The organism is Microbispora sp. CSR-4, from assembly GCF_008033685.1.
In the GTDB taxonomy this organism is placed as follows: Bacteria; Actinomycetota; Actinomycetes; order Streptosporangiales; family Streptosporangiaceae; genus Microbispora.
Genome location: NZ_VJVX01000017.1, coordinates 25,398 through 43,735, shown reverse-complemented (window position 1 = coordinate 43,735; position 18,338 = coordinate 25,398). Strand labels below are relative to the sequence as shown.

Annotated in this window: 14 protein-coding genes; 7 read left to right on the top strand and 7 right to left on the bottom strand. The window is 72.3% G+C overall.

The annotated features are described in order from the left end of the window. Positions 1–17: 17 nt before the first annotated feature. From FLV34_RS15090 to FLV34_RS15075, 4 genes are all read right to left on the bottom strand, one after another. The gene (locus FLV34_RS15090; protein WP_187280643.1) at positions 18–3,329 is read right to left on the bottom strand and encodes a BTAD domain-containing putative transcriptional regulator; all 3,312 of its coding nucleotides are present in this window, start codon (positions 3,327–3,329) and stop codon (positions 18–20) included. A 76-nt stretch (positions 3,330–3,405) separates the two neighbouring features. Next, positions 3,406–4,527, bottom strand: a complete 1,122-nt coding sequence (locus FLV34_RS15085) for a hypothetical protein (RefSeq protein WP_147943391.1) — start codon at positions 4,525–4,527, stop codon at positions 3,406–3,408. Beyond that, a complete protein-coding gene (locus tag FLV34_RS15080) occupies positions 4,524–5,783 on the bottom strand; it encodes a glucarate dehydratase family protein (protein ID WP_142649893.1) in 1,260 nt (419 codons plus the stop codon). The genes FLV34_RS15085 and FLV34_RS15080 overlap by 4 nt, the downstream gene beginning before the upstream one ends. Continuing rightward, positions 5,780–6,682, bottom strand: coding sequence for a 5-dehydro-4-deoxyglucarate dehydratase (locus FLV34_RS15075; RefSeq protein ID WP_142649892.1), 903 nt, complete (start codon positions 6,680–6,682; stop codon positions 5,780–5,782). The genes FLV34_RS15080 and FLV34_RS15075 overlap by 4 nt, the downstream gene beginning before the upstream one ends. A gap of 600 nt (positions 6,683–7,282) precedes the next feature. Here FLV34_RS15075 and FLV34_RS15070 point away from each other — a divergent pair. Beyond that, on the top strand, positions 7,283–8,086 hold the full coding sequence (locus FLV34_RS15070; protein WP_142649891.1) for an NAD(P)-dependent oxidoreductase: 804 nt from the start codon (positions 7,283–7,285) through the stop codon (positions 8,084–8,086). A 13-nt stretch (positions 8,087–8,099) separates the two neighbouring features. Further along, on the top strand, positions 8,100–9,503 hold the full coding sequence (locus FLV34_RS15065) for an aldehyde dehydrogenase (NADP(+)) (RefSeq protein ID WP_312845768.1): 1,404 nt from the start codon (positions 8,100–8,102) through the stop codon (positions 9,501–9,503). Positions 9,504–9,571: 68 nt separating this feature from the next. Here FLV34_RS15065 and FLV34_RS15060 read toward each other — a convergent pair whose 3' ends face one another. Then, positions 9,572–10,252 carry a TetR/AcrR family transcriptional regulator gene (locus FLV34_RS15060; RefSeq protein WP_147943390.1) on the bottom strand — a complete coding sequence of 227 codons (681 nt, stop codon included), beginning with the start codon at positions 10,250–10,252 and terminating at the stop codon, positions 9,572–9,574. Positions 10,253–10,372: 120 nt separating this feature from the next. Between FLV34_RS15060 and FLV34_RS15055 the strand changes: the two genes are divergently transcribed. Both FLV34_RS15055 and FLV34_RS15050 read left to right on the top strand, forming a co-directional pair. Next, the gene (locus tag FLV34_RS15055) at positions 10,373–11,992 is read left to right on the top strand and encodes an FAD-dependent monooxygenase (protein ID WP_147943389.1); all 1,620 of its coding nucleotides are present in this window, start codon (positions 10,373–10,375) and stop codon (positions 11,990–11,992) included. A gap of 55 nt (positions 11,993–12,047) precedes the next feature. Next, a complete protein-coding gene (locus FLV34_RS15050; protein WP_168066247.1) occupies positions 12,048–12,473 on the top strand; it encodes a nuclear transport factor 2 family protein in 426 nt (141 codons plus the stop codon). 170 nt (positions 12,474–12,643) lie between these two features. Here the strand turns inward: FLV34_RS15050 and FLV34_RS15045 are convergent, their stop codons facing one another. Then, positions 12,644–13,945 (bottom strand): polysaccharide lyase family 1 protein, encoded by a 1,302-nt coding sequence (locus tag FLV34_RS15045; RefSeq protein ID WP_147943388.1) that lies wholly within the window; start codon positions 13,943–13,945, stop codon positions 12,644–12,646. A gap of 56 nt (positions 13,946–14,001) precedes the next feature. Then, positions 14,002–14,919, bottom strand: coding sequence for a 5-dehydro-4-deoxyglucarate dehydratase (locus FLV34_RS15040; protein ID WP_147943387.1), 918 nt, complete (start codon positions 14,917–14,919; stop codon positions 14,002–14,004). A 248-nt stretch (positions 14,920–15,167) separates the two neighbouring features. Here FLV34_RS15040 and FLV34_RS15035 point away from each other — a divergent pair, with 248 nt between their 5' ends. The 3 genes from FLV34_RS15035 (at position 15,168) to FLV34_RS15025 (ending at position 18,287) form a co-directional block, all read left to right on the top strand. Beyond that, complete coding sequence (locus FLV34_RS15035) at positions 15,168–16,025, top strand: carbohydrate ABC transporter permease (RefSeq protein WP_142649963.1); 858 nt, start codon at positions 15,168–15,170, stop codon at positions 16,023–16,025. Positions 16,026–16,044: 19 nt separating this feature from the next. Continuing rightward, on the top strand, positions 16,045–16,923 hold the full coding sequence (locus tag FLV34_RS15030) for a carbohydrate ABC transporter permease (protein ID WP_142649884.1): 879 nt from the start codon (positions 16,045–16,047) through the stop codon (positions 16,921–16,923). Between the two features lie 74 nt (positions 16,924–16,997). Beyond that, positions 16,998–18,287 (top strand): sugar ABC transporter substrate-binding protein, encoded by a 1,290-nt coding sequence (locus tag FLV34_RS15025; RefSeq protein ID WP_142649883.1) that lies wholly within the window; start codon positions 16,998–17,000, stop codon positions 18,285–18,287. Positions 18,288–18,338: the final 51 nt, after the last annotated feature.

Here is an 18,338-nt window from a genome sequence, read left to right as displayed (position 1 = left end):
GCCCGGGCGCTGACGGCTCATCCACCGAGCGCTGACAGGTGCCTTTCGATGACGGTCAGCGCCGCCGCCTCCGTGTCCTCCGCGGCGCCCTCCGCAGCCCCCTCCGCGGCACCCCTCGTGACGCCCGCCGTGGCCGGCACCCGCTGCCGCGTGAACGCCTCGGCCTCGGCGTACGTCCGGTCGAAGGCGTCGTCGCCGAGGACGGTCCGGCAGCGCGCCTCGATCCGGGCGACGTCCGGATCGCGGACGGCGGGCGCTCCGCGCAGCGCGCCGCCGACGCCCAGCAACCAGGCGGCCCGCTCGGGGGCCTCCTCCAGCAGCGCGACGCCGGCGACGCCCTCCGCGACCGCGGCGGTCATGGCGAGGCTGCGGGTGCCGAGGCCGGTGGTGAGGGCGCGGCGGTGCCACGCCAGCGCCTGGGCGGCCTGGCCCGACATCTGCGCGGCCCAGCCGAGCGCGAGATAGACGTGCGAGCGCGTCTCCTCGGCGGTGAACCACTCGGCCGTGCACTCCGCCAGGGCCGTCTCGTACCACCGCCGGGCCCCGGGCAGGTCGCCGTCGTGCCGGGCGAGCTCGCCGAGCCCGAGGAGCGCCGTCGCGAGGATCTCCGGTGCGCCCGTGCGCCGGGACAACTCGGCGGCCCGCTCGAAGTCGGCCCTCGCGGCGTCCATGTGCCCGGAACGCATGCGGGCCCAGCCGCGCCGGCAGAGGCTCTCGGCGAGGTCCGCCGTGGCGCCCAGCCGCTCGGCCAGGTCGATCGCCTCGTTGGTCAGCGCCTCGACCCGTTCGAGATCGCCCCGCCCGTCGGCGACGTCCGACATCGCGGACAACATCATCACGCGGAGCCAGACGTCCCCGGCGGCGCGGGCGTCGCGGAGCGCGCCGGTGAGCTCCTGCTCGGCCTCGTCGAGCCGGCCGTCGAACGCCTTGAGATAGGAGAGGCTGAACCGGCTGAGCATCCGCGTCCACGGGTCGCGCTCCAGCGCGCGGAACAGGTCCTCCATCCGGCCGAGCATCTCCCCGGAGGGTGGACCGCTGATCATCGCGTTCAGCACGAGGAGGTACGGCTGACGGGGCGGCATGGGCAGCGTGTAGGTCCGGCCGATGGCCTCGGCCACGAGCGCGTCCAGGGCGGGGCCGCTCGTTCCGCCCCAGGCCACGAGGCAGGCGCACACGACGTGCTCCTCCTCCAGGCCCTCGGGCGGCGTGGCGCCGACCTCGCCCAGCAGTTCGGCGCCCAGCCGGGCGGCCTCGCCGCGCAGCCCGCGCAGCAGCCAGTAGCCGGCCGTGGCCGACAGCAGCCGCAGCGCGGGTGCCAGATCACCCGCGCGTACGGCACGGCGCAGCGCGGCCTGCAGGTTGTCGCGCTCGCCGTCCAGCCGGCGCAGCCACTCGATCTGACCATGCCCACGCAGGTGCGGGTCGGCCGTGGCGGCCAGGTCGAGGATGTACGCGAGGTGGGCCTGCCGCATGGTCTCGCTCTCGCCGGCCTCGGCGAGCCGTTCGGCGCAGAACGCCCGGATCGTCTCCAGCATCCGGTAGCGGTCGTCCACCACCTCGACGAGGGACTTGTCCACCAGGGAGGCGAGCACACCGTCGGTGTCGGGCAGGCCGCACACCCGCTCGGCCGCCTCCAGCGTCGCGCCGCCCGCGAAGACCGTCAGCCGCCGGGCGAGCGCGCGCTCCGGCTCGTCGAGCAGGTCCCAGCTCCACTCGACGACCGCGCGCAGCGTCCGGTGGCGCGGCTGGGCCGTACGGCTGCCGCGCGACAGCAGCGCGAAGCGCGGGGCGTCGCCCTCCGCCGCCGGGTCGCCGTCGTCGCCGCCCAGCCGGACGGCGATCCGGGCCAGGGGCAGCGAGCGCAGCCGCGCGGCGGCCAGTTCGACGGCGAGCGGCAGCCCGTCGAGCGCCCGGCAGATCCGCAGCACGTGCCCGACGTCGCCGGGCGTGAGGACGAATCCGGGGCGTACGGCGGCCGCCCGCTCGGCGAACAGCCGTACGGCCGGATAGGCGAGCGCGTCCTCCACGGAGGGCTCGGCGGCGGACTCGCCGGCGGCTTCGTCGGCGGGCGGCGGGACCCGCAGCGGGGGCACCGGGCACAGGCGCTCGCCGGTGATGCCGAGCGCCTCCCGGCCGGTGGCCAGCACGCGCAGGGCGGGGCACGCCGCGAGCAGCCGGTCGGCGAGCCGGGCCGCCTCCTCCACGACGTGCTCGCAGTTGTCGAGCACGAGCAGCACCGGCCGCAGGGTGAGGGCGGCCACGAGGCGGGCGACCGGATCGGCGGCGCCCTGCCGCGTGCCGGGAGCGGGGATGGCCGCGGCGGTCTCGCGCAGCCCGAGCGCGCCGAGCACGGCCTGCGGCACGTCGGCGCCGTCGGTGAGCGGGGCCAGCTCCACGAGGCAGACCTCGCCCGGCCACCGGCCGGCCGCCTCGATCGCCAGCCGGGTCTTCCCGGTGCCGCCCGGGCCGATGAGCGTCACCAGCCGCGCCTCGGCGAGCAGCGCGCCGATGCGCTCCAGCTCGTCGTCGCGGCCCACGAGAGAGGTGAGCGGGACGGGGCGCCCGCCGGTCGCGGCGGAGGCGGAGGCGGGAGCGAGGGAGGGATCGGAGCGCAGCACCGCGAGGTGGATCGTGGCCAGCTCGGCCGAGGGATCGACGCCCAGCTCGTCGGCGAGCACCCGCCGGGCCTCGTCATAGACGGCCAGCGCCTCCGCCGGGCGGCCCGCAGCGTACAGCGCGCGCATGAGCTGTCCGCGCGAGCGCTCCCGCAGCGGGTGTGTCGCGACCCGTTCCTGCAGCTCGGGCAGCAGGTCGCGGTGCCGCCCGAGGGCGAGGCGGGCCTCGGTGAGGTCTTCGGCCGCCGACAGGCGCAGCTCCTCCAGCCGGGCCGCCTGGACGGGTGCGAACGGCGCGTCGGGCACGTCCGCGAGCGCGGGCCCGCGCCACAGCGCGAGGGCCTGGTCGAGCAGGCCGGCGGCCCCGGCGGGGTCGCCCGCGTCGAGCGCCCGCCGCCCCTCGGCCGCCAGCCGTTCGAAGCGCGGCGCGTCCACGTCGTCCGGGTCCACCGCCAGCCGGTAGCCCGCGGGTTCCCGTACGACGAGGTCGCCGAGGTGCTGGCGCAGCCGCGACACCTGGGCCTGCAGGGCGTTGGTCGCTCCGGCGGGAGGCTCGGCGCCGTAGAGGCCGTCGATCAGGCGTTCGGTGGTGACGACCCGCCCCGCGTTGAGGAGCAGCAGGCCGAGCAGCGCCCGCACCCCCGGCCCGCCGACCGGGACCGGGCGCTCGCCGTCGGGCCGCGCCTGCGTGGGGCCGAGGATGCCGAACCGCATGCCCATGATTGTCCCGCATCGTGTCGGTCTCTGGGGTGGGCTCGGCACGGGTTCGGCACGGGTTCGGCACGGTGCCTCAGCGGCGGATCGCCTCGGCGATCGCCTTCAGCCGGGCCGCGGAGGCGAGGCCGCCGTGATACCAGTGGATCTCGTCGGCACCCGCGGCCGTGTAGGCCTCGGCGAGGAACGACAGCGCCGCGCCGTCCGCCGGGCGCGGGGGCAGGGCCAGCACGTACGCGCCCACGCGGGGGCCGAGCCGGCCCAGGGCGCGCAGCCCGGCCTCGTCCACCTCGGGGGCGTTCCAGCAGTTGCCGACGAGCACGTCGACGTCCACCCCCTCGGGCACGGTCGCGAACGGGCCGGTCGCCCACGGGTCGGCGTTGGCGTGCAGGGCGATCTTCAGGCCGGGCCGCACCGCCCTGGCCTCGGCCAGCAGCAGGTCGCGCAGTTCGCCCGCGAGCCCCGTGCGCAGGTCGCGCACCGGGCCGGCGAGGTCGCCGAGCGCGTCCTCGACCGAGCGCGGCGCGCCGTCGACGCCCGCCCGCACCCTGGCGCGGACCTCGGCGAAGTCCAGCCCGGCCGCCTCATAGCGGCGCAGGCAGGCCGCGCAGAAGCACAGCGACAGCAGCGCGATCTGCGCGGGCGACCAGTCGGCGCCGTCGGTCTTCTCGTGGTGGCCGCCGTGCCGGAAGCCGAGCGCGCCGCACGCCTCCAGGATCAGCGCGTCGGGGTCGCCCGCCTCGACGACCTCGTGGACCAGCGTGCGGCAGTAGTCGCGCACGTCGGCCGCCGCCGGGCACAGCGCGTACGGATAGAGCTCGCCGAAGGCGTTGGTGACGACCAGGTCGGGGTTGGCCGCGCCGAGCAGCGTGCTGTGGGTCAGCACGGTCCACGCGTGGACCGGCAGCCCGACGGCGCGCAGGGCGTCCCTCGCCTCCCCGAACGGGTCGCCCGAGTCCACCCACGACGGCGTGCCGGGCACGAGCCGCGACCCCTTCCACGCCTCCTCGCGTACGGGGACGTAGCAGGCGGCGTGCCGGGCGTCGACCAGCCGGTGCGCCGGATGGAAAGGGGTGGCGGCGCGGGTGGTGTGGTAGGAGGCGGCGAGCGCCACCGCGTCGACGCCGAGCGCCTTGAGGCGTGCGGCGGCGCCGGGGTCGCCGACGATGTCCCAGGGGTAGGCGTAGATGACGTTCACCAGCGTGGCCTCCGAGCGGAGAAGGACGGGTCGACGGACCGCATGTACGTCGTGTCGTCGCGGGAGCGTACCCCGCACTTCTCATACTGCTCGTTCATGATTGCGAGGGCGTCGCGGTCGAGTTCCACTCCGAGTCCCGGGCCGTCGGGCACCGGGACCGCGCCGTCCACGAACCGCAGCGCGCCGGGGACGACCACGTCCTGGCCGTCCTGCCAGGGCGTGTGGGTGTCGCAGGCGTGGGTGACCGACGGGGTGGCGGCGGCCAGGTGGGTCATCGCGGCGAGGCTGATGCCGAGGTGGGAGTTGCTGTGCATGGACAGCTCGATGCCGAAGGTCGCGCACAGTGTGGCGATGTGCGCCGAGCGCACCAGGCCGCCCCAATAGTGGTGATCGGTCAGCAGCACGCCGATCGCGTTGCGCCGGACGGCCTCGGGCAGGTGCTCGGGCGTCACGACGCACATGTTGGTGGCGAGCGGCATCGGCACCTCGGCGGCGACCCGGGCCATGCCCTCGATGCCCTCGGTCGGGTCCTCCAGATATTCGAGCACGCCGTCGAGCTCGCGGCCCACCCGGATCGAGGTCTCCACGCTCCAGACGGCGTTGGGGTCGAGGCGCAGCGGATGGTCGGGGAACGCCTCGCGCAGCGCGCGGGTCGCCTCGATCTCCTGCTCGGGCGGGAACACGCCGCCCTTGAGCTTGATCGAGCGGAAGCCGTACCGGCCGATCAGCATCCGGGCCTGCTCGACCACTCCTTCGGGGTCGAGTGCGGCGCCGAAGCCGTCGTCCGGCGCGCCCGGGTGGCCCGCCCACTTGTAGAACAGATAGGCGCTGTACGGCACGGCGTCGCGCACCCTGCCGCCGAGCAGGTCCACGACGGGCCGGCCCACCGCCTTGCCCTGGATGTCGAGGCACGCCACCTCGAAGGGGGAGAAGATCCGGTCGACGGTCTTGGCCCGCGAGGAGGTGCCGGTCAGGCCGTGCAGGTCGGTGACGACGTCGGCCCCGACGAGGCCGGCCACGGTGGCGTACATCGCGTTGTGGCCGTAGACGTCGTGTCCGATCAGCGCCTCGGCGGCGGCCCGCACCCGCACGAGGTGGTCGAGGTCGCCGTAGGTCTCGCCGAGGCCGGTGAGCCCCTCGTCGGTGACGACCTCGACGATCGTGCGCAGCGCCCACGGTTCGTGCACGCCGGCGGCGTTGAGCAGCGGCGGGTCGCGGAAGGCGACCGGCGTGACGTTGATCTCGCGAATCCTCATCCCACGATCTCCAATCCGGCCTCGATCAGCCGCTCCAGCCGGGCCACGTGCTCGGGCGCCGCGTCGACCAGCGGCGGGCGCACCGGGCCCACGTCGAGGCCGCGCAGTGCGACGCCGGCCTTGATGAGCGAGACGGCGTAGCCGGGCACGAGGTCGCGCAGCTCGACCAGCGGGCGGTAGAAACCGGCGAGCAGGCGCCGCACGAGGTCGTCGTCCCCGGCGGTCACGGCCTTGTGGAAGGCCAGCGCCACCTCGGGGAGGAAGCAGAACACGGCGGAGGAATACAGGCTCACGCCGATCCCCCGATAGGCGGGCACGGTCATCTCGGCCGTCGGCAGCCCGTTGAAGAACGTGAAGTCGCCGTCGGTCGCGTCCCTGACGGCGAGCACGATGCGCTGCATGGCGTCGACGTCGCCCAGGCCGTCCTTGAACCCGACGACGTTGGGGATCTCGGTGAGCGCCACGGCGGCGGCGGGCGTGAAGCGGGCGTTGGCCCGTTGGTAGACGATGATCGGCAGGTCGGTGGAGGCCGCGATCTCACGGACGTAGCGGACCAGCCCGTCGGCGGGCGCGCTGACCAGGTAGGGCGGCAGCAGCAGCAGGCCGTCGGCGCCCGCGTCGGCGGCCCTGTGCGCGCACTCGCGGGCGAACGGGAGGGAGCCGCCCGCTCCCGACAGCACGGGCACCCGCCCGTCCGCCGACTCGACGGCGATCCGCACCACCCGTGCGTACTCGTCGATGCCCAGTGCGTTGAACTCGCCGGTGCCACAGGCGGCGAACACCCCGCCCGCGCCCTCGGCCACCCCTCGGCTCACGTGCTTGGCCAGCACGTCCTCGGCCAGCTCACCGTCCGAGCCGAACGGTGTGACCGGAAAGAAGAGAACGCCGTCGAGCTGCATCCGCCCACCCCCTGGTGTCCACATATATGGACAGAGTTCTTCAATATGTCCCCGAAGCTAGCCGGATCATCCGATGAAAGTCAACTTTGTCACCCTTTGGCCGCGCCGCTGCTGCCCGCGGCGCTGGTCGGCCCGCGGCGCTGCGTGTAGGCGGGCGTCATCGGCATCTCTCCGGAGCCAGGCTGCCGGCGGCAGGGGCGAGTGCGGGGGGTGAGTGCAGGGGGCGAGTGCGGGGGGTGAGTGCAGGGAGTGAGTGCGGGGGGTGCGTGCGCCGATCGGACAGATGACGCGGCATATGCCCGCCTCCGGTTCACGTGTTTGGGGTGGTTCACGTTCTGAATCGGCCCCGCAATTGTGATTGCTCGCTAGCAAGACCGTAGAAATTGGCATCAGTTGCGTCAAGGAGAGATGTCAGGTCAGATATGTGAACCATGCACGTGCTTGTGAACATTTGTGGGTTGCTGCGAGACTGACGCCGTTCCGCATCGACACGGTCCATACGTCGCTTGGACGATCACGGAGCGCCGCGCACCGGCGCGGGCACCAAGATCCCCCTCGCCGGGGCCGCGCTCCATGCAGGGCCGATCCGACAGGAGGCACATGCGAATTCTCATGACCGGCGCGGCGGGCGGCGTCGGCACCCTGCTGCGACCCCGGCTGGCCAGAGAGGGGCGCGTGCTGCGCCTGCTCGACGTCGTCCCGCTGGAGGCGGGCCCGGGCGAGGAGGCCGTGACCGCCGACATCACCGACCCCGCCGCGATGGAAGCGGCGATGGACGGCGTGGACGCCGTGCTGCACCTGGGCGGCCACAGCGTCGAACAGCCGTGGGCGGACATCCTGCAGGTCAACATCAACGGCACCTACGTCGTGCTGGAGGCCGCGAGGCGGGCCGGAGTGCGCCACGTCGTGCTGGCCAGCAGCAACCACGCGGTCGGGTTCCACCCGCGCGGCGAGGGCGAGGCGCCCGACTACCTGTTCCCGCGCCCCGACACCTTCTATGGCGTGAGCAAGGTGACCAAGGAGGCGCTCGGCTCGCTCTACCACGACCGCTACGGCATCCAGGTGACCTGCCTGCGCATCGGCTCGTGCTTCGAGAAGCCCAGGGACGTGCGCATGCTGTCGACCTGGCTGTCCCCGGACGACTGCGCGCGGCTGGTCGAGGCGTCGCTTGCGGCCGACGGCTTCCACGTGGTGTGGGGCGTGTCCGCCAACACACGCCGCTGGTGGTCGCTGGAGGAGGGCCGGGCCATCGGCTACGAGCCCAAGGACGACTCGGAGGTGTTCGCCGAGAAGCTGATCGCCGAGCACGGCGAGCCCGATCTCGGCGAGCTGCCGCACTCCCTGGTCGGCGGGGCGTTCTGCGGTCCCCGTTACGATGTCGGGAATCTGACGGCGGAAAAGTGAGGTGACCGATCAGGTGATCGATTCCGTACAGGCGGCGGTCGAGCGAGCCGCGACGGCGGGCGAGGCGTGGCGGGCGACGCCCCCGGCCGAGCGAGCCACCGTGCTCGAAAGTGTCGCCGACGCCCTGCTCAAGCACGCCGAGGAGCTGTGGCCTGCCGCCGCGGAGGAGACCCGGCTGCCGGAGGCGCGGCTGCGCGGCGAGATCGCCCGTACGGCCGCGCAGTTCCGGCTGTTCGCCGACGTTCTGCGGGACGGCGGCTGGGTCGAGGCGGTGATCGACCACCCCGACCCCGGCGCCACCCCGCCCCGGCCCGACCTGCGGCGGATGAACCACCCGCTCGGCGTCGTGGCCGTCTTCGCGGCCAGCAACTTCCCCTTCGCGTTCTCGGTGGCGGGCGGCGACACGGCGTCGGCGCTCGCGGCCGGCTGCCCGGTCGTGGTCAAGGCCCACGAGGGGCATCCCCGCACCTCCGACCTGACCGCCTCCGTCGTACGGCAGGCCCTGCCCGACCCCGACCTGCTCGGGCTCGTGCACGGGTTCGAGGCGGGGGCTCCGCTGGTGCAGCACCCGCTCGTCACGGCGGTCGGCTTCACCGGCTCCCTCGCGGGCGGCACGGCCATCCAGCGGCTGATCGACGAGCGGCCCGACCCCATCCCGTTCTACGGCGAGCTGGGCAGCGTCAACCCGGTCGTCGTGTTGCCGTCGGCCGGCCCCGCCGAGGTGGCCTCCGGGTTCGCGGCCTCGCTCACGCTGGGGGTGGGACAGTTCTGCACCAACCCCGGCCTGGTCTTCGTACCGGCCGAGGGCGGGTTCGAGGAGGCCATCGCCGAGGCGGTCGGCGCGACCAGCGGCGGGCCCATGCTGACCGGCAAGATCCGCGAGGGCTACCTGCGGGCGTCCGGCCGGCTGGCCGAGCGGCTCCCCGTGCTGGCCGGCGGAAGCGAGGTGGACGGCATCACCCCACAGGTCTTCGCCGCCGACCTGGAGGCGTTCGCGGACGGGCTGCCCGAGCTGGCGGAGGAGTGCTTCGGCCCGTCGGCGATCGTGATCCGCTATCGCGACGCCGCCGACCTGCCCGCCGTGCTGCGCCGGCTGCCCGGGTCGCTGACCGCGACCATCCACGCGGCCGGGCCGGAGGAGGCCCGCGATCTCGTGCCGGTGCTGCGGCGCCTGGCGGGGCGGCTCATCTGGAACGGCTGGCCCACGGGCGTCGCCGTCTGCTGGGCGATGCACCACGGCGGCCCCTGGCCCGCCTCCACTGCCCCGGCGCACACCTCCGTCGGCGCGGCCTCGATCAGCCGCTGGACCACCCCCGTGGCCTACCAGGACTGGCCGGCGGATCTGCTGCCGCCGGAGCTGCGCGACGACAACCCCCTCGGCGTGCCGCAACGCGTGGACGGCCGCCTGCGCGTCTGACACCACCGCGCTCGTCGCCGCGTGTTCGCTACCGCGCCGCTCCCGTTCCGGGGGAGCGGCGCGGACTGTTATTCGGCCCGCTGTTCCGTGTGCTGTTCCGACCGGTCTTCGGGGTGCCGTTCGGGGCCGAGCCCGAGGAGCCGGGCGACCAGGGAGACCTGCTCGGCGTAGTGCCGGACGAACTCGGGGGAGTGGGGATCGGCTCCGCAGACGCCCTCGACGACGTGTGGCAGGGTGACGGGGGCCATGGCGGCGGCCATCAGCATGATGCTCAGACAGGCCGGATCGACCTCGTCCGGCAGCCGGCCCGCCGCCTGCCGGGCGCGGACCTCGTCCACGTAGCCCCGCAGCGCCTCGGAACGCGGCGCCTGGTCGGGATCGGTGTGCGGCCCCGCGTACTCCAGGCCGCTCCACGCCAGCAACCGGACACCGTCCGGGTTGTCCAGCGCCTCCAGCGCGTACCTGCGGATCTGCTCGGGCAGCGGCGTGGCGGGCGACACGAGCTCGCCCTGACGCTGCCGCCAGCGTTCCCCGAGGGCCCGATAGAGGCCCTCCTTGCCGTCGAAGTAGTACGAGATCAGCTGCTGGTTGACGCCGGCCCTGGCGGCGATCGCGCTGAGCCGGGCGCCCGCGTAGCCGTGCGCGGCGAACTCGGCCGTGGCCGCGTCCAGGATGAGCCCGCGGGTGCGCTCCGGGTCGCGCTGCCGTTCCTGGGGCTTGGGCGATCTGCGGGGCTTCGGCGTGGACATGATCCGATCGTAGCGCTGACAGTGTCATCCATCCATTCAACACAATCAACCATCTGATTGACACAATTTTATAGACGGTTGATTATGGGTGCGACAGGTTCCGAACGGGAGGACGCACCCATGACCACGCCGTACGACGACAGGACCGCCGTTCTCATCGTGGGAGGAGGCATCACCGGCCTGTCCGCCGCGCTCTTCCTCACCCGCCTCGGGGTCCGCCCGATGCTGGTCGAACGGCATCCGTCGACGGCGATCACACCGCAGGCGCGGGCGTTCAACCCGCGCTCGATGGAGATCTACCGCTCGCTCGGGCTGGAGGAGGAGATCCGCGGGCGGCAGTCGATCCTCGCCGGCCTTCCGGAGATGATCGGCGCGGACACGCTGGCCGGCCGGGAGCGCTTCCGCGTGGACCTGCTCGCGCACGTCCGGCCGCCGTCATCGGTCGGCCCGGCCGACTGGGCGATGATCGACCAGGACGAGCTCGAACGGATCGTGCGCTGCCATGCCGAGAGCGGCGGCGCGGACATCCGCTTCGGCACCGAGCTGGTCTCCTTCGACGCCGACGACGACGGTGTGACGGCCGTCGTCCGCGACCTGCGCACCGGCGCCGACCGATGCGTCCGCGCCGATTATCTGGTCGCCGCCGACGGTCACCGCGCCGGCGTGCGCGGCCGGCTCGGCATCGGCGCGGACCAGCCGGGACCGGTGACCCACGTGGCGTACTTCGTCTTCGACGCCGACCTCACCGCCGTGCTGCGGGAACGCCGGTTCCTGCTGGCCTACCTCGACCGGCCGGTCACCGGCACCGTGCTCGTGCCGCTGCGGACCCCCGGGCGGTGGATGCTCGGCGTGCCCTACCGGCCGGGCGAGACCCCCGGCGACTTCTCCGAGGGGCGCTGCGCCGAGCTGGCCCGCCTCGCGACCGGGGTGGAAGACCTCGACCTCACGCTCGTGCCCCCGGTGCCGGGATGGCCGTGGAAGGTCTCCCACAGCACGGTCGGCGGGTGGGTCGCCCACCGATACCGGGCCGGGCGGGTGTTCATCGCCGGTGACGCCGCCCACGTCGTGCCGCCGTCCGGGTCGTACGGCGCGAACACCGGCATCGCCGACGCGCACAACCTGGCGTGGAAACTCGCCGCGGTGATCGGCGGCCGGGCGGGAGACGCGCTGCTGGACACCTACGAGACCGAGCGCCGGCCGGTCGCGCTGCTGACGCTGGAGACCGCGACGCGGCACCTCGCCGGTCGCCACGAAGGCACCGGCGAGGACGTCACCGCGATCGACGACCTGACCATGATCCTCGGGTACCGCTACGACTCCCCGGCGATCATCCCGGAGACGCCCGCGCCCGAGGCGCCGGCCGAGGACCCGCGGGCGCCCGGCGGGCGTCCGGGCCTGCGGGCGCCGCACGTATGGCTGGAGCGCGCGGGGACCAGGCTGTCCACGCTCGACCTGTTCACCGGAGCGTTCACCCTGTTGATCGGCCCGGACGGCGCGGAGTGGGCCGCGGAGACCCCGGGCCGCGCCGGGCTGGACGTCCACCGGATCGGCGTCGATCTGCGTGATCCCGAAGGCCGGTTCTGCGAGGCGTACGGCATCACGAGGACCGGCGCGACCCTCGTCAGGCCCGACGGTTTCGTCGCCTGGCGGTCGAAGCAGAGCCCCCGCGGAGGGCGGCCGGGACGCCGGCTGGAGGAGGTGCTGGCCCGCCTGCTCGCTCCGGACGCCCGCCCGAGGTGAAGGGCCGGCGTCTCGATAGCCTGGACAACCAGGTGCGAGCATCGGGGGTCTCGCCGTGGCCGACGTGGTTGACCGATACTTCAGTGCGTACAACGCCCACGACCTGGACGAGGTCATGGGGTGCTTCTGCCTCAAGCCCGTCGCGGTGGGGCCGGGCGGCCCGGTGGAGGGCCGTTCGGAGGTGGCGTCCTACCACACCGCGATCTGGAGCGCGTTCCCCGACCTGCACGTCACGGTGTTGCGGAAGGTCGTGGAGGGCGACGTCGCGGCGGTCACCACGGTGGGGACCGGCAGGCACACCGGGCCCTTCCCGCTCACCACGGGTGAGGAGCTCCACGGCTCCTGGCGGTACGTCAGCGTGCGGTGCGGCTGGTTCTTCACCGTGCAGGACGGCCTGATCGTCGACCAGCAGATCTTCTTCGACCAGCTTGAGCTGTATCTCCAGCTCGGGCTGCCGCTGTCCCGCCTCGGCCCGCCCTGACGAGGGTGCGCGCGGCTCCTCCGCACGCGGCCCCTCCGCACACCGCCTCCGCACACCGCCTCTGCACGCGGCTTCTGCACGCGGCTTCTGCACGCGGCCCCTGTGCGCGCGCACAGGGGCCGCGCGCCTGGCACGCACAGTCGCGTACAGGGGTCGCGCGCCGCCGGCCGTCAGTGGATCTCGCCGGCCCCGGCGTGCCGGGAGACCTCCCTGCGCACGCTCGCGGCGGGGTCGATCCCCGTGTGCAGGGCCGGCGTCCAGCCCGCGTCGGCGCCGAGGTCGGGGTCGTTCTTCGCGTTGTAGACGGAGACCAGGTCGATCGGCGTCTCCTTGCCGCCGACCCGCAGCAGGTTGCCCTTGGCCGTCAGCGTCGTGCCGCCCCAGTTGTAGAGCAGGTCGGCCGGGTCGACGCTCCGGCTCAGCCGGAAGTAGTTGTTCTCGGCGTAGATCTGCGACTCCACGCCCACGCCCAGCGCGTACTCGAAGGGCTCGGCGTCGGGCACCTGGTAGTAGTTGTTGTAGACGTGCACCTTGCCGAACCGCACGCGGGGCAGCCGCTGCAGGTTTCCGGAGAACTCGTTGTGGTGCACGGTGACGCTGAGCTTGCCCCGGTCGGTCGCGGGGTTGTTGGTCGAGCCGATCAGCATGGTCTTGTCGTGGTCGGAGAACTTGTTCCACGACACGGTCACGAAGTCGGAGCCGTTGGTGATGTCGGCCTGCCCGTCGTGCACCTGGTACGGCCGCCCGAAGTAGAGCGGCTGGTCGGAGTCGGGGTTGTCCCCATCGGTGAAGGTGTTGTGGTCGATCCAGACGTGGGTCGAGCCGGTGACCGAGATGTTGTCGTAGAGCGAGTTCCAGTTGCCCTCGTCGCCGTCGGTGGGGTCCCACTGGGGGAAGCAGTCGGCCGCGTCCTCGAAACGGATGTTGCGGATGATGACGTTGTCGGCCTTGTCCACGTGCAGGTTGACGTGCCGGATGGTCGCTCCCGGCAGGCCTGCGATGGTGGTGTCGGACGGCACCTTGAGCTTGATGTACTTCGTCTGCGCAGCGGCGGAGGCGGCCCGCGCGTCCTCCATGGGCCCGGACGGCTCGGTGTCGCGTCCCCACACCGCCGGGTCGTACGCCGCGAGGTAGCCGGCCAGGGTGTAGCCGCCGGTGGCGAAGTCGGCGCAGGTCTTGTCGACGTCGATGACGCCCTTGACATAGATGATGCGGGGGCCGGGGGAGGCGAGCGCCGCGGCCAGGCCCGCGCGGTCGGTGACCACGTGGACGTTCGACGCGGGGGCCGCCGCGCCGCCGGTGGTGCCCGTGCCGGACGAGGCCCAGCCGTCGCCCGAGGGCAGCGTCTGCCGCCCGATGTCGGCCGGCTTCCCGGCGGGCGGGGGGACCGCTCCGGCGGGGCCCGCTCCCAGCACGGGGACGGCGGCCGTGATCGCGAGGGCGGCCGACAGGAGTAGGGATCTTCCGGGCATGACTGTCTCCGTTCCGCGGTCGCTCCCCCGAGACGAGTCGTACGTGTCGCCGGCGCTCAGGCCGGATCGGGCGACCGCTCCAGTTCTTCGAGAAGGGCGAGGCCGCGGCCGATCAGCCCGGCGAGCCTGTCGAGGTGCTCGGGGCTGGGATCGGACAGCGGCCGGCGGACGGGTCCCACGTCCAGACCACGCAGGCGAACGCCCGCCTTGATGAGCGAGACGGCGTACCCCGGGCCCTCGTTGCGGAGGTCGACCAGGGGACGGTAGAAGCCCTCGATCAGACGGTTCGCGACGTCGTCGCGGCCGTCCCGCATCGCCCGGTAGCAGGCGAGCGCGAGGTCGGGGAGGAAACAGAAGACGGCGGAGGAGTAGCGGACCACTCCGAGGTCCCGGTACGCGAGCTGGGACAGCTCCGCCGTCGGCAGGCCGTTGAAGTAGAGCATTTCCGGCGGGGCGGCCTCGATGATCCGGCGCAGGAGGCCGAGGTCGCCGTAGCCGTCCTTGAGCCCGATGACGCCCGGGTGCCGCGCGAGCGCCGCGACCGTCTCCGGCTCGAAGATCGCGTTGTCCCGCTGGTAGAGGATGATCGGCAGCCGGGCGCCGTCGGCGAGCGCCTCGTAGTGGCGGCGCAGGCCGTCCTGGCCCGCCTGCAGGAGGTAGGGCGGCAGCGCGAGCAGGGCCGACGCCCCCCCGTCCTCGGCCGCCCTGGCGAACTCCAGGGCCATCGCGGTGCCGTAGCCGGTGCCGGCGACCACCGGGACGCGCCCGGCCGCCTCCTCGACGGCCGCGGCCACGCAGGCGGCGTAGTCGCGCAGGCTGAGCGTGGGGAACTCGCCGGTGCCACAGCAGGCGAACCCCGCTCCGCATCCCGCCTCGACACCCTGCCGCACGTGCCGGCGGAACACCTCGAGGTCGAGCCGCTCCTCCTCGTCGCAGGGCGTGACCGGGAAGAACAGCAGGCCGTCGATTGTCACCGGCTTCCTCCGTCATCCATCTGAACGTGATTCATATTCGTGAACACCGGGACCGTACGGCGCGCGGCGGCGCGCGGTCAAGACGCGCACCCCGAAGAGAGCGAATGTTTCGAATAGGACACGGATCCTTGACAGGGATGCGGCCCGAACATCACCGTGGATCCGTCCACGTTTGTGAACCACGTTCAGGAATATGTCTTGGCTGTGGTTCCGGCAAGAGTCGCAGAGGAGATGCGCCGGTGACGACGATGCGCCGCAAGGCCGTGCCGTACCTGCTGATCTCGCCGACGGTCGCGCTCATCGCCGCGTTTCTCGTCTACCCGATCGCCAGCGTCGCGTACTACAGCCTGCAGCACCGCAACCTCACCCGGCCATGGGCGGACGGCTTCGCCGGGCTCGGCAACTTCCGGCAGATGCTGTTCGAGGACGAGGTCTTCTGGCACAGCCTCGGGTTCACCGCCAAATGGGTGGTCGCCGAGATCGGCCTCCAGCTGATCCTCGGGCTGGCCCTGGCCCTCATCGTCAATGAAAGTTTCATCGGACGGGGGCTCGCCCGGTCGCTGGTCTTCTCGCCCTGGGCAGTCTCCGGAGTGCTGACGACGGGCATCTGGATCCTGCTCTACACGCCGAGCACCGGCGTGCTGCGCTTCCTCGGGCAGCCCGAGGCGGCGGTCCTCGGCAACCCCGACACGGTCTTCCCCGCCGTGGTGGTGACCGAGTTGTGGCGCGGCGTGCCGTTCTTCGCGATCCTCCTGCTCGCCGGCCTGCAGGGCATCCCCGGCGAGCTCTACGAGGCGGCGGCGGTGGACGGCGCCGGGCGCGTCAGGCGCTTCCTCCACGTCACGCTGCCGCACCTGCGGGACGCGATCGTGCTGGCCACGCTGCTGCGCGGGGTCTGGGAGTTCAACAACGTCGACCTCCTCTACACCCTCACCGGCGGCGGCCCGGCGCAGGTCACGACCACGCTGCCGCTGTACGTCGCCCAGCGGGCGGTCGACTCCAAGGACTTCGGGTACGGCTCGGCGCTGACGATGGCGGGCTTCGTGATCCTGCTGTTCTGCTCCATCCTCTACCTCCGGCTCAGCCGGTTCGGCGGGGAACGATGAAGAGGCGAGGGGTTTCGCGATGAGCGCCGACGTCATGACCCGCCCGCGCACGCGAGCGTTGCCCCAGGGGGCCCGCCGGCGGAGGAGACGCGATCCCGGCCGTGTGCTGCGGCTCTACGTCCCTCTCGGGCTGTATCTGGTCTTCACCCTCGTGCCGTTCTACTGGATGCTCGTGTTCGCCCTCCGGCCGGCCGGTTCGACCGACCCGGTGCCGTGGCCGATCACGTTCGAGCACTTCGAGACCGTCTGGAACGACATCGGCTACGCGGTGTTCTTCAAGAACAGCGTGATCGTCGGGGTCTGGTCGCTGCTGGTCACCACGGTCATCGCGGTCATGGGCGGCTACGCCCTGTCGCGCTACCGGTTCCGCGGCCGGAGCCTGTTCATGGTCGTGCTGCTGTGCACCCAGTTCATCCCCGGCGCGATGATGCTGATCCCGCTGTTCTCGATCTTCAAGTCGCTCGGCCTGATCAACAGCCTGGCCAGCCTCATCGTCGCCGACACCGTCTTCAACCTGCCCTTGTCGATCATCCTGATGAGCGGGTTCATCTCGGCCGTGCCGTTCACGGTCGAGGAGGCCGCGATGGTCGACGGCTGCACCCGGTTCCGCGGCTTCCTCGCGATCGTGCTGCCGCAGCTGCGGCCCGGCCTGATCGCCGTGGGGTCGTTCGCCTTCATCCACACGTGGAACAACTTCCTGTTCGCGCTGATGTTCGTCAGCAAGCAGGACAGCTTCACGATCCCGGTCGGGCTCAGCTACACGATCGGGGAGTACAGCGCCGACTTCGGGGCCCTGGCGGCCGGGGGCGTCGTCGCCGCCCTGCCGGTGGTCTGCGTGTTCGCAGTGGTCCAGCGCTATCTCGTGCACGGCATCAGCGCCGGCGCCGTCAAGGGATAGCACCCCCAGAGACGGTCAAGGGATAGCACCCCCAGAGAACTGTCGAGAGCAGCCTGTCGTAAGCAGGAGGAACCATGAAGATGAAAGTGGCCTGGGCGGCGCTCGCCGTTCTGGCCGTCACCGTTACCGGATGTGGGTCGGACTCGGGTTCCGGCGAGGGCTCCGGCAAGACGACCATCACGTTCTGGGACAACAACGGGGGCGCCCGCACCCCGATCTATCAGGAGCTGATCAAGCGGTTCGAGGCGGCCAACCCCTCGATCCACGTCGAGTACGTCGGCGTCCCGATCGCCTCCGTCCAGCAGAAGTACGACACCGCCATCGCGGGCGGGGACACCCCCGACGTCGGCGGCGTCACCACGTCGTACCTGGCCAACCTGACCGGCCAGCAGGCGCTGGAGCCGGCGGACGAGTGGCTGGCCAAGAGCTCGGTGAACGGCAAGCTGGCCACGTCGATGCTCGACTCGGTCCGCAAGACCGTGCCGGACGGCAAGCTCTACCTGGTGCCCAACACCTCCAACATGGACGTGGTGTGGTACCTCAAGGACAAGCTCCAGCAGGCGCCGGACACCTGGGACGAGTTCTTCAAGGACGCCGACGAGCTGACCAAGAAGCCCGACGAGTACGGCTACACCATCCGCGGCGGGGCCGGCTCGATCTTCCAGATCCTGGCCGAGATGTACTCCTACTCGGGCGTGACCGAGTTCTTCGACGCCTCGGGCAAGAGCACGGTGAACGACCCGAAGAACGCCGAGTTCCTCACGAAGATGGCCGGGCTGTACAAGAAGGACACCCCCGAGGCCGACGTCACCAACGACTTCCCGAAGATGGTCGCCCAGTTCGGCACGGGGAAGATCGCGATGATGCACCACAACCTGGGCTCGTACAACGACCACGTCAAGGCGCACGGCAAGGACAAGATCGGCGCCTTCGCGCTGCCGACCGGTCCCGGCGGCAAGCGGACCATCGTCGCCAACCCCGTGGACGGCTTCGCGGTGTTCAAGAACAGCGAGCACAAGGACGCCGCCTGGAAGTTCGTGGAGTTCCTGGTCTCCCACGACGGCAACAGCTACTGGAACGAGCAGACGGGCCAGATCCCGGCCAACACCGAGGCGCAGGGCGACTCCTGGGTGCAGGGCCTGGAGCACCTGAAGACGGCCGTCGACACGCTGAGCGACCCGAACACCCAGGTCGTGTCGCCGCCCTACTACCTGCCGCAGTTCTCCTCCATCACCAAGGCCGACACCGAGCCGCTCTTCCAGAAGGTGCTGCTCGGCCAGATGAAGCCCCAGGAGTTCCTCGACACCCTGGCGCAGAAGCTGACCGACGCCCAGGCCGAATGGAAGAAGGCGACCGGCGGCTGACGATCGCCGCCGCGTCCCGGGACCGGGCCGGTGCGTACCTGACCGCGCACC

Excerpts from the sequence above, each read along its gene's own strand:
- FLV34_RS15055 (WP_147943389.1), top strand. The coding sequence starts at position 10,373 with ATGACCACGCCGTACGACGACAGGACCGCCGTTCTCATCGTGGGAGGA.
- FLV34_RS15025 (WP_142649883.1), top strand. The coding sequence starts at position 16,998 with ATGAAGATGAAAGTGGCCTGGGCGGCGCTCGCCGTTCTGGCCGTCACC.
- FLV34_RS15070 (WP_142649891.1), top strand. The coding sequence starts at position 7,283 with ATGCGAATTCTCATGACCGGCGCGGCGGGCGGCGTCGGCACCCTGCTG.
- FLV34_RS15045 (WP_147943388.1), bottom strand. The coding sequence starts at position 13,945 with ATGCCCGGAAGATCCCTACTCCTGTCGGCCGCCCTCGCGATCACGGCC.
- FLV34_RS15090 (WP_187280643.1), bottom strand. The coding sequence starts at position 3,329 with ATGCGGTTCGGCATCCTCGGCCCCACGCAGGCGCGGCCCGACGGCGAG.
- FLV34_RS15060 (WP_147943390.1), bottom strand. The coding sequence starts at position 10,252 with ATGTCCACGCCGAAGCCCCGCAGATCGCCCAAGCCCCAGGAACGGCAG.
- FLV34_RS15035 (WP_142649963.1), top strand. The coding sequence starts at position 15,168 with ATGCGCCGCAAGGCCGTGCCGTACCTGCTGATCTCGCCGACGGTCGCG.
- FLV34_RS15030 (WP_142649884.1), top strand. The coding sequence starts at position 16,045 with ATGAGCGCCGACGTCATGACCCGCCCGCGCACGCGAGCGTTGCCCCAG.
- FLV34_RS15080 (WP_142649893.1), bottom strand. The coding sequence starts at position 5,783 with ATGAGGATTCGCGAGATCAACGTCACGCCGGTCGCCTTCCGCGACCCG.
- FLV34_RS15075 (WP_142649892.1), bottom strand. The coding sequence starts at position 6,682 with ATGCAGCTCGACGGCGTTCTCTTCTTTCCGGTCACACCGTTCGGCTCG.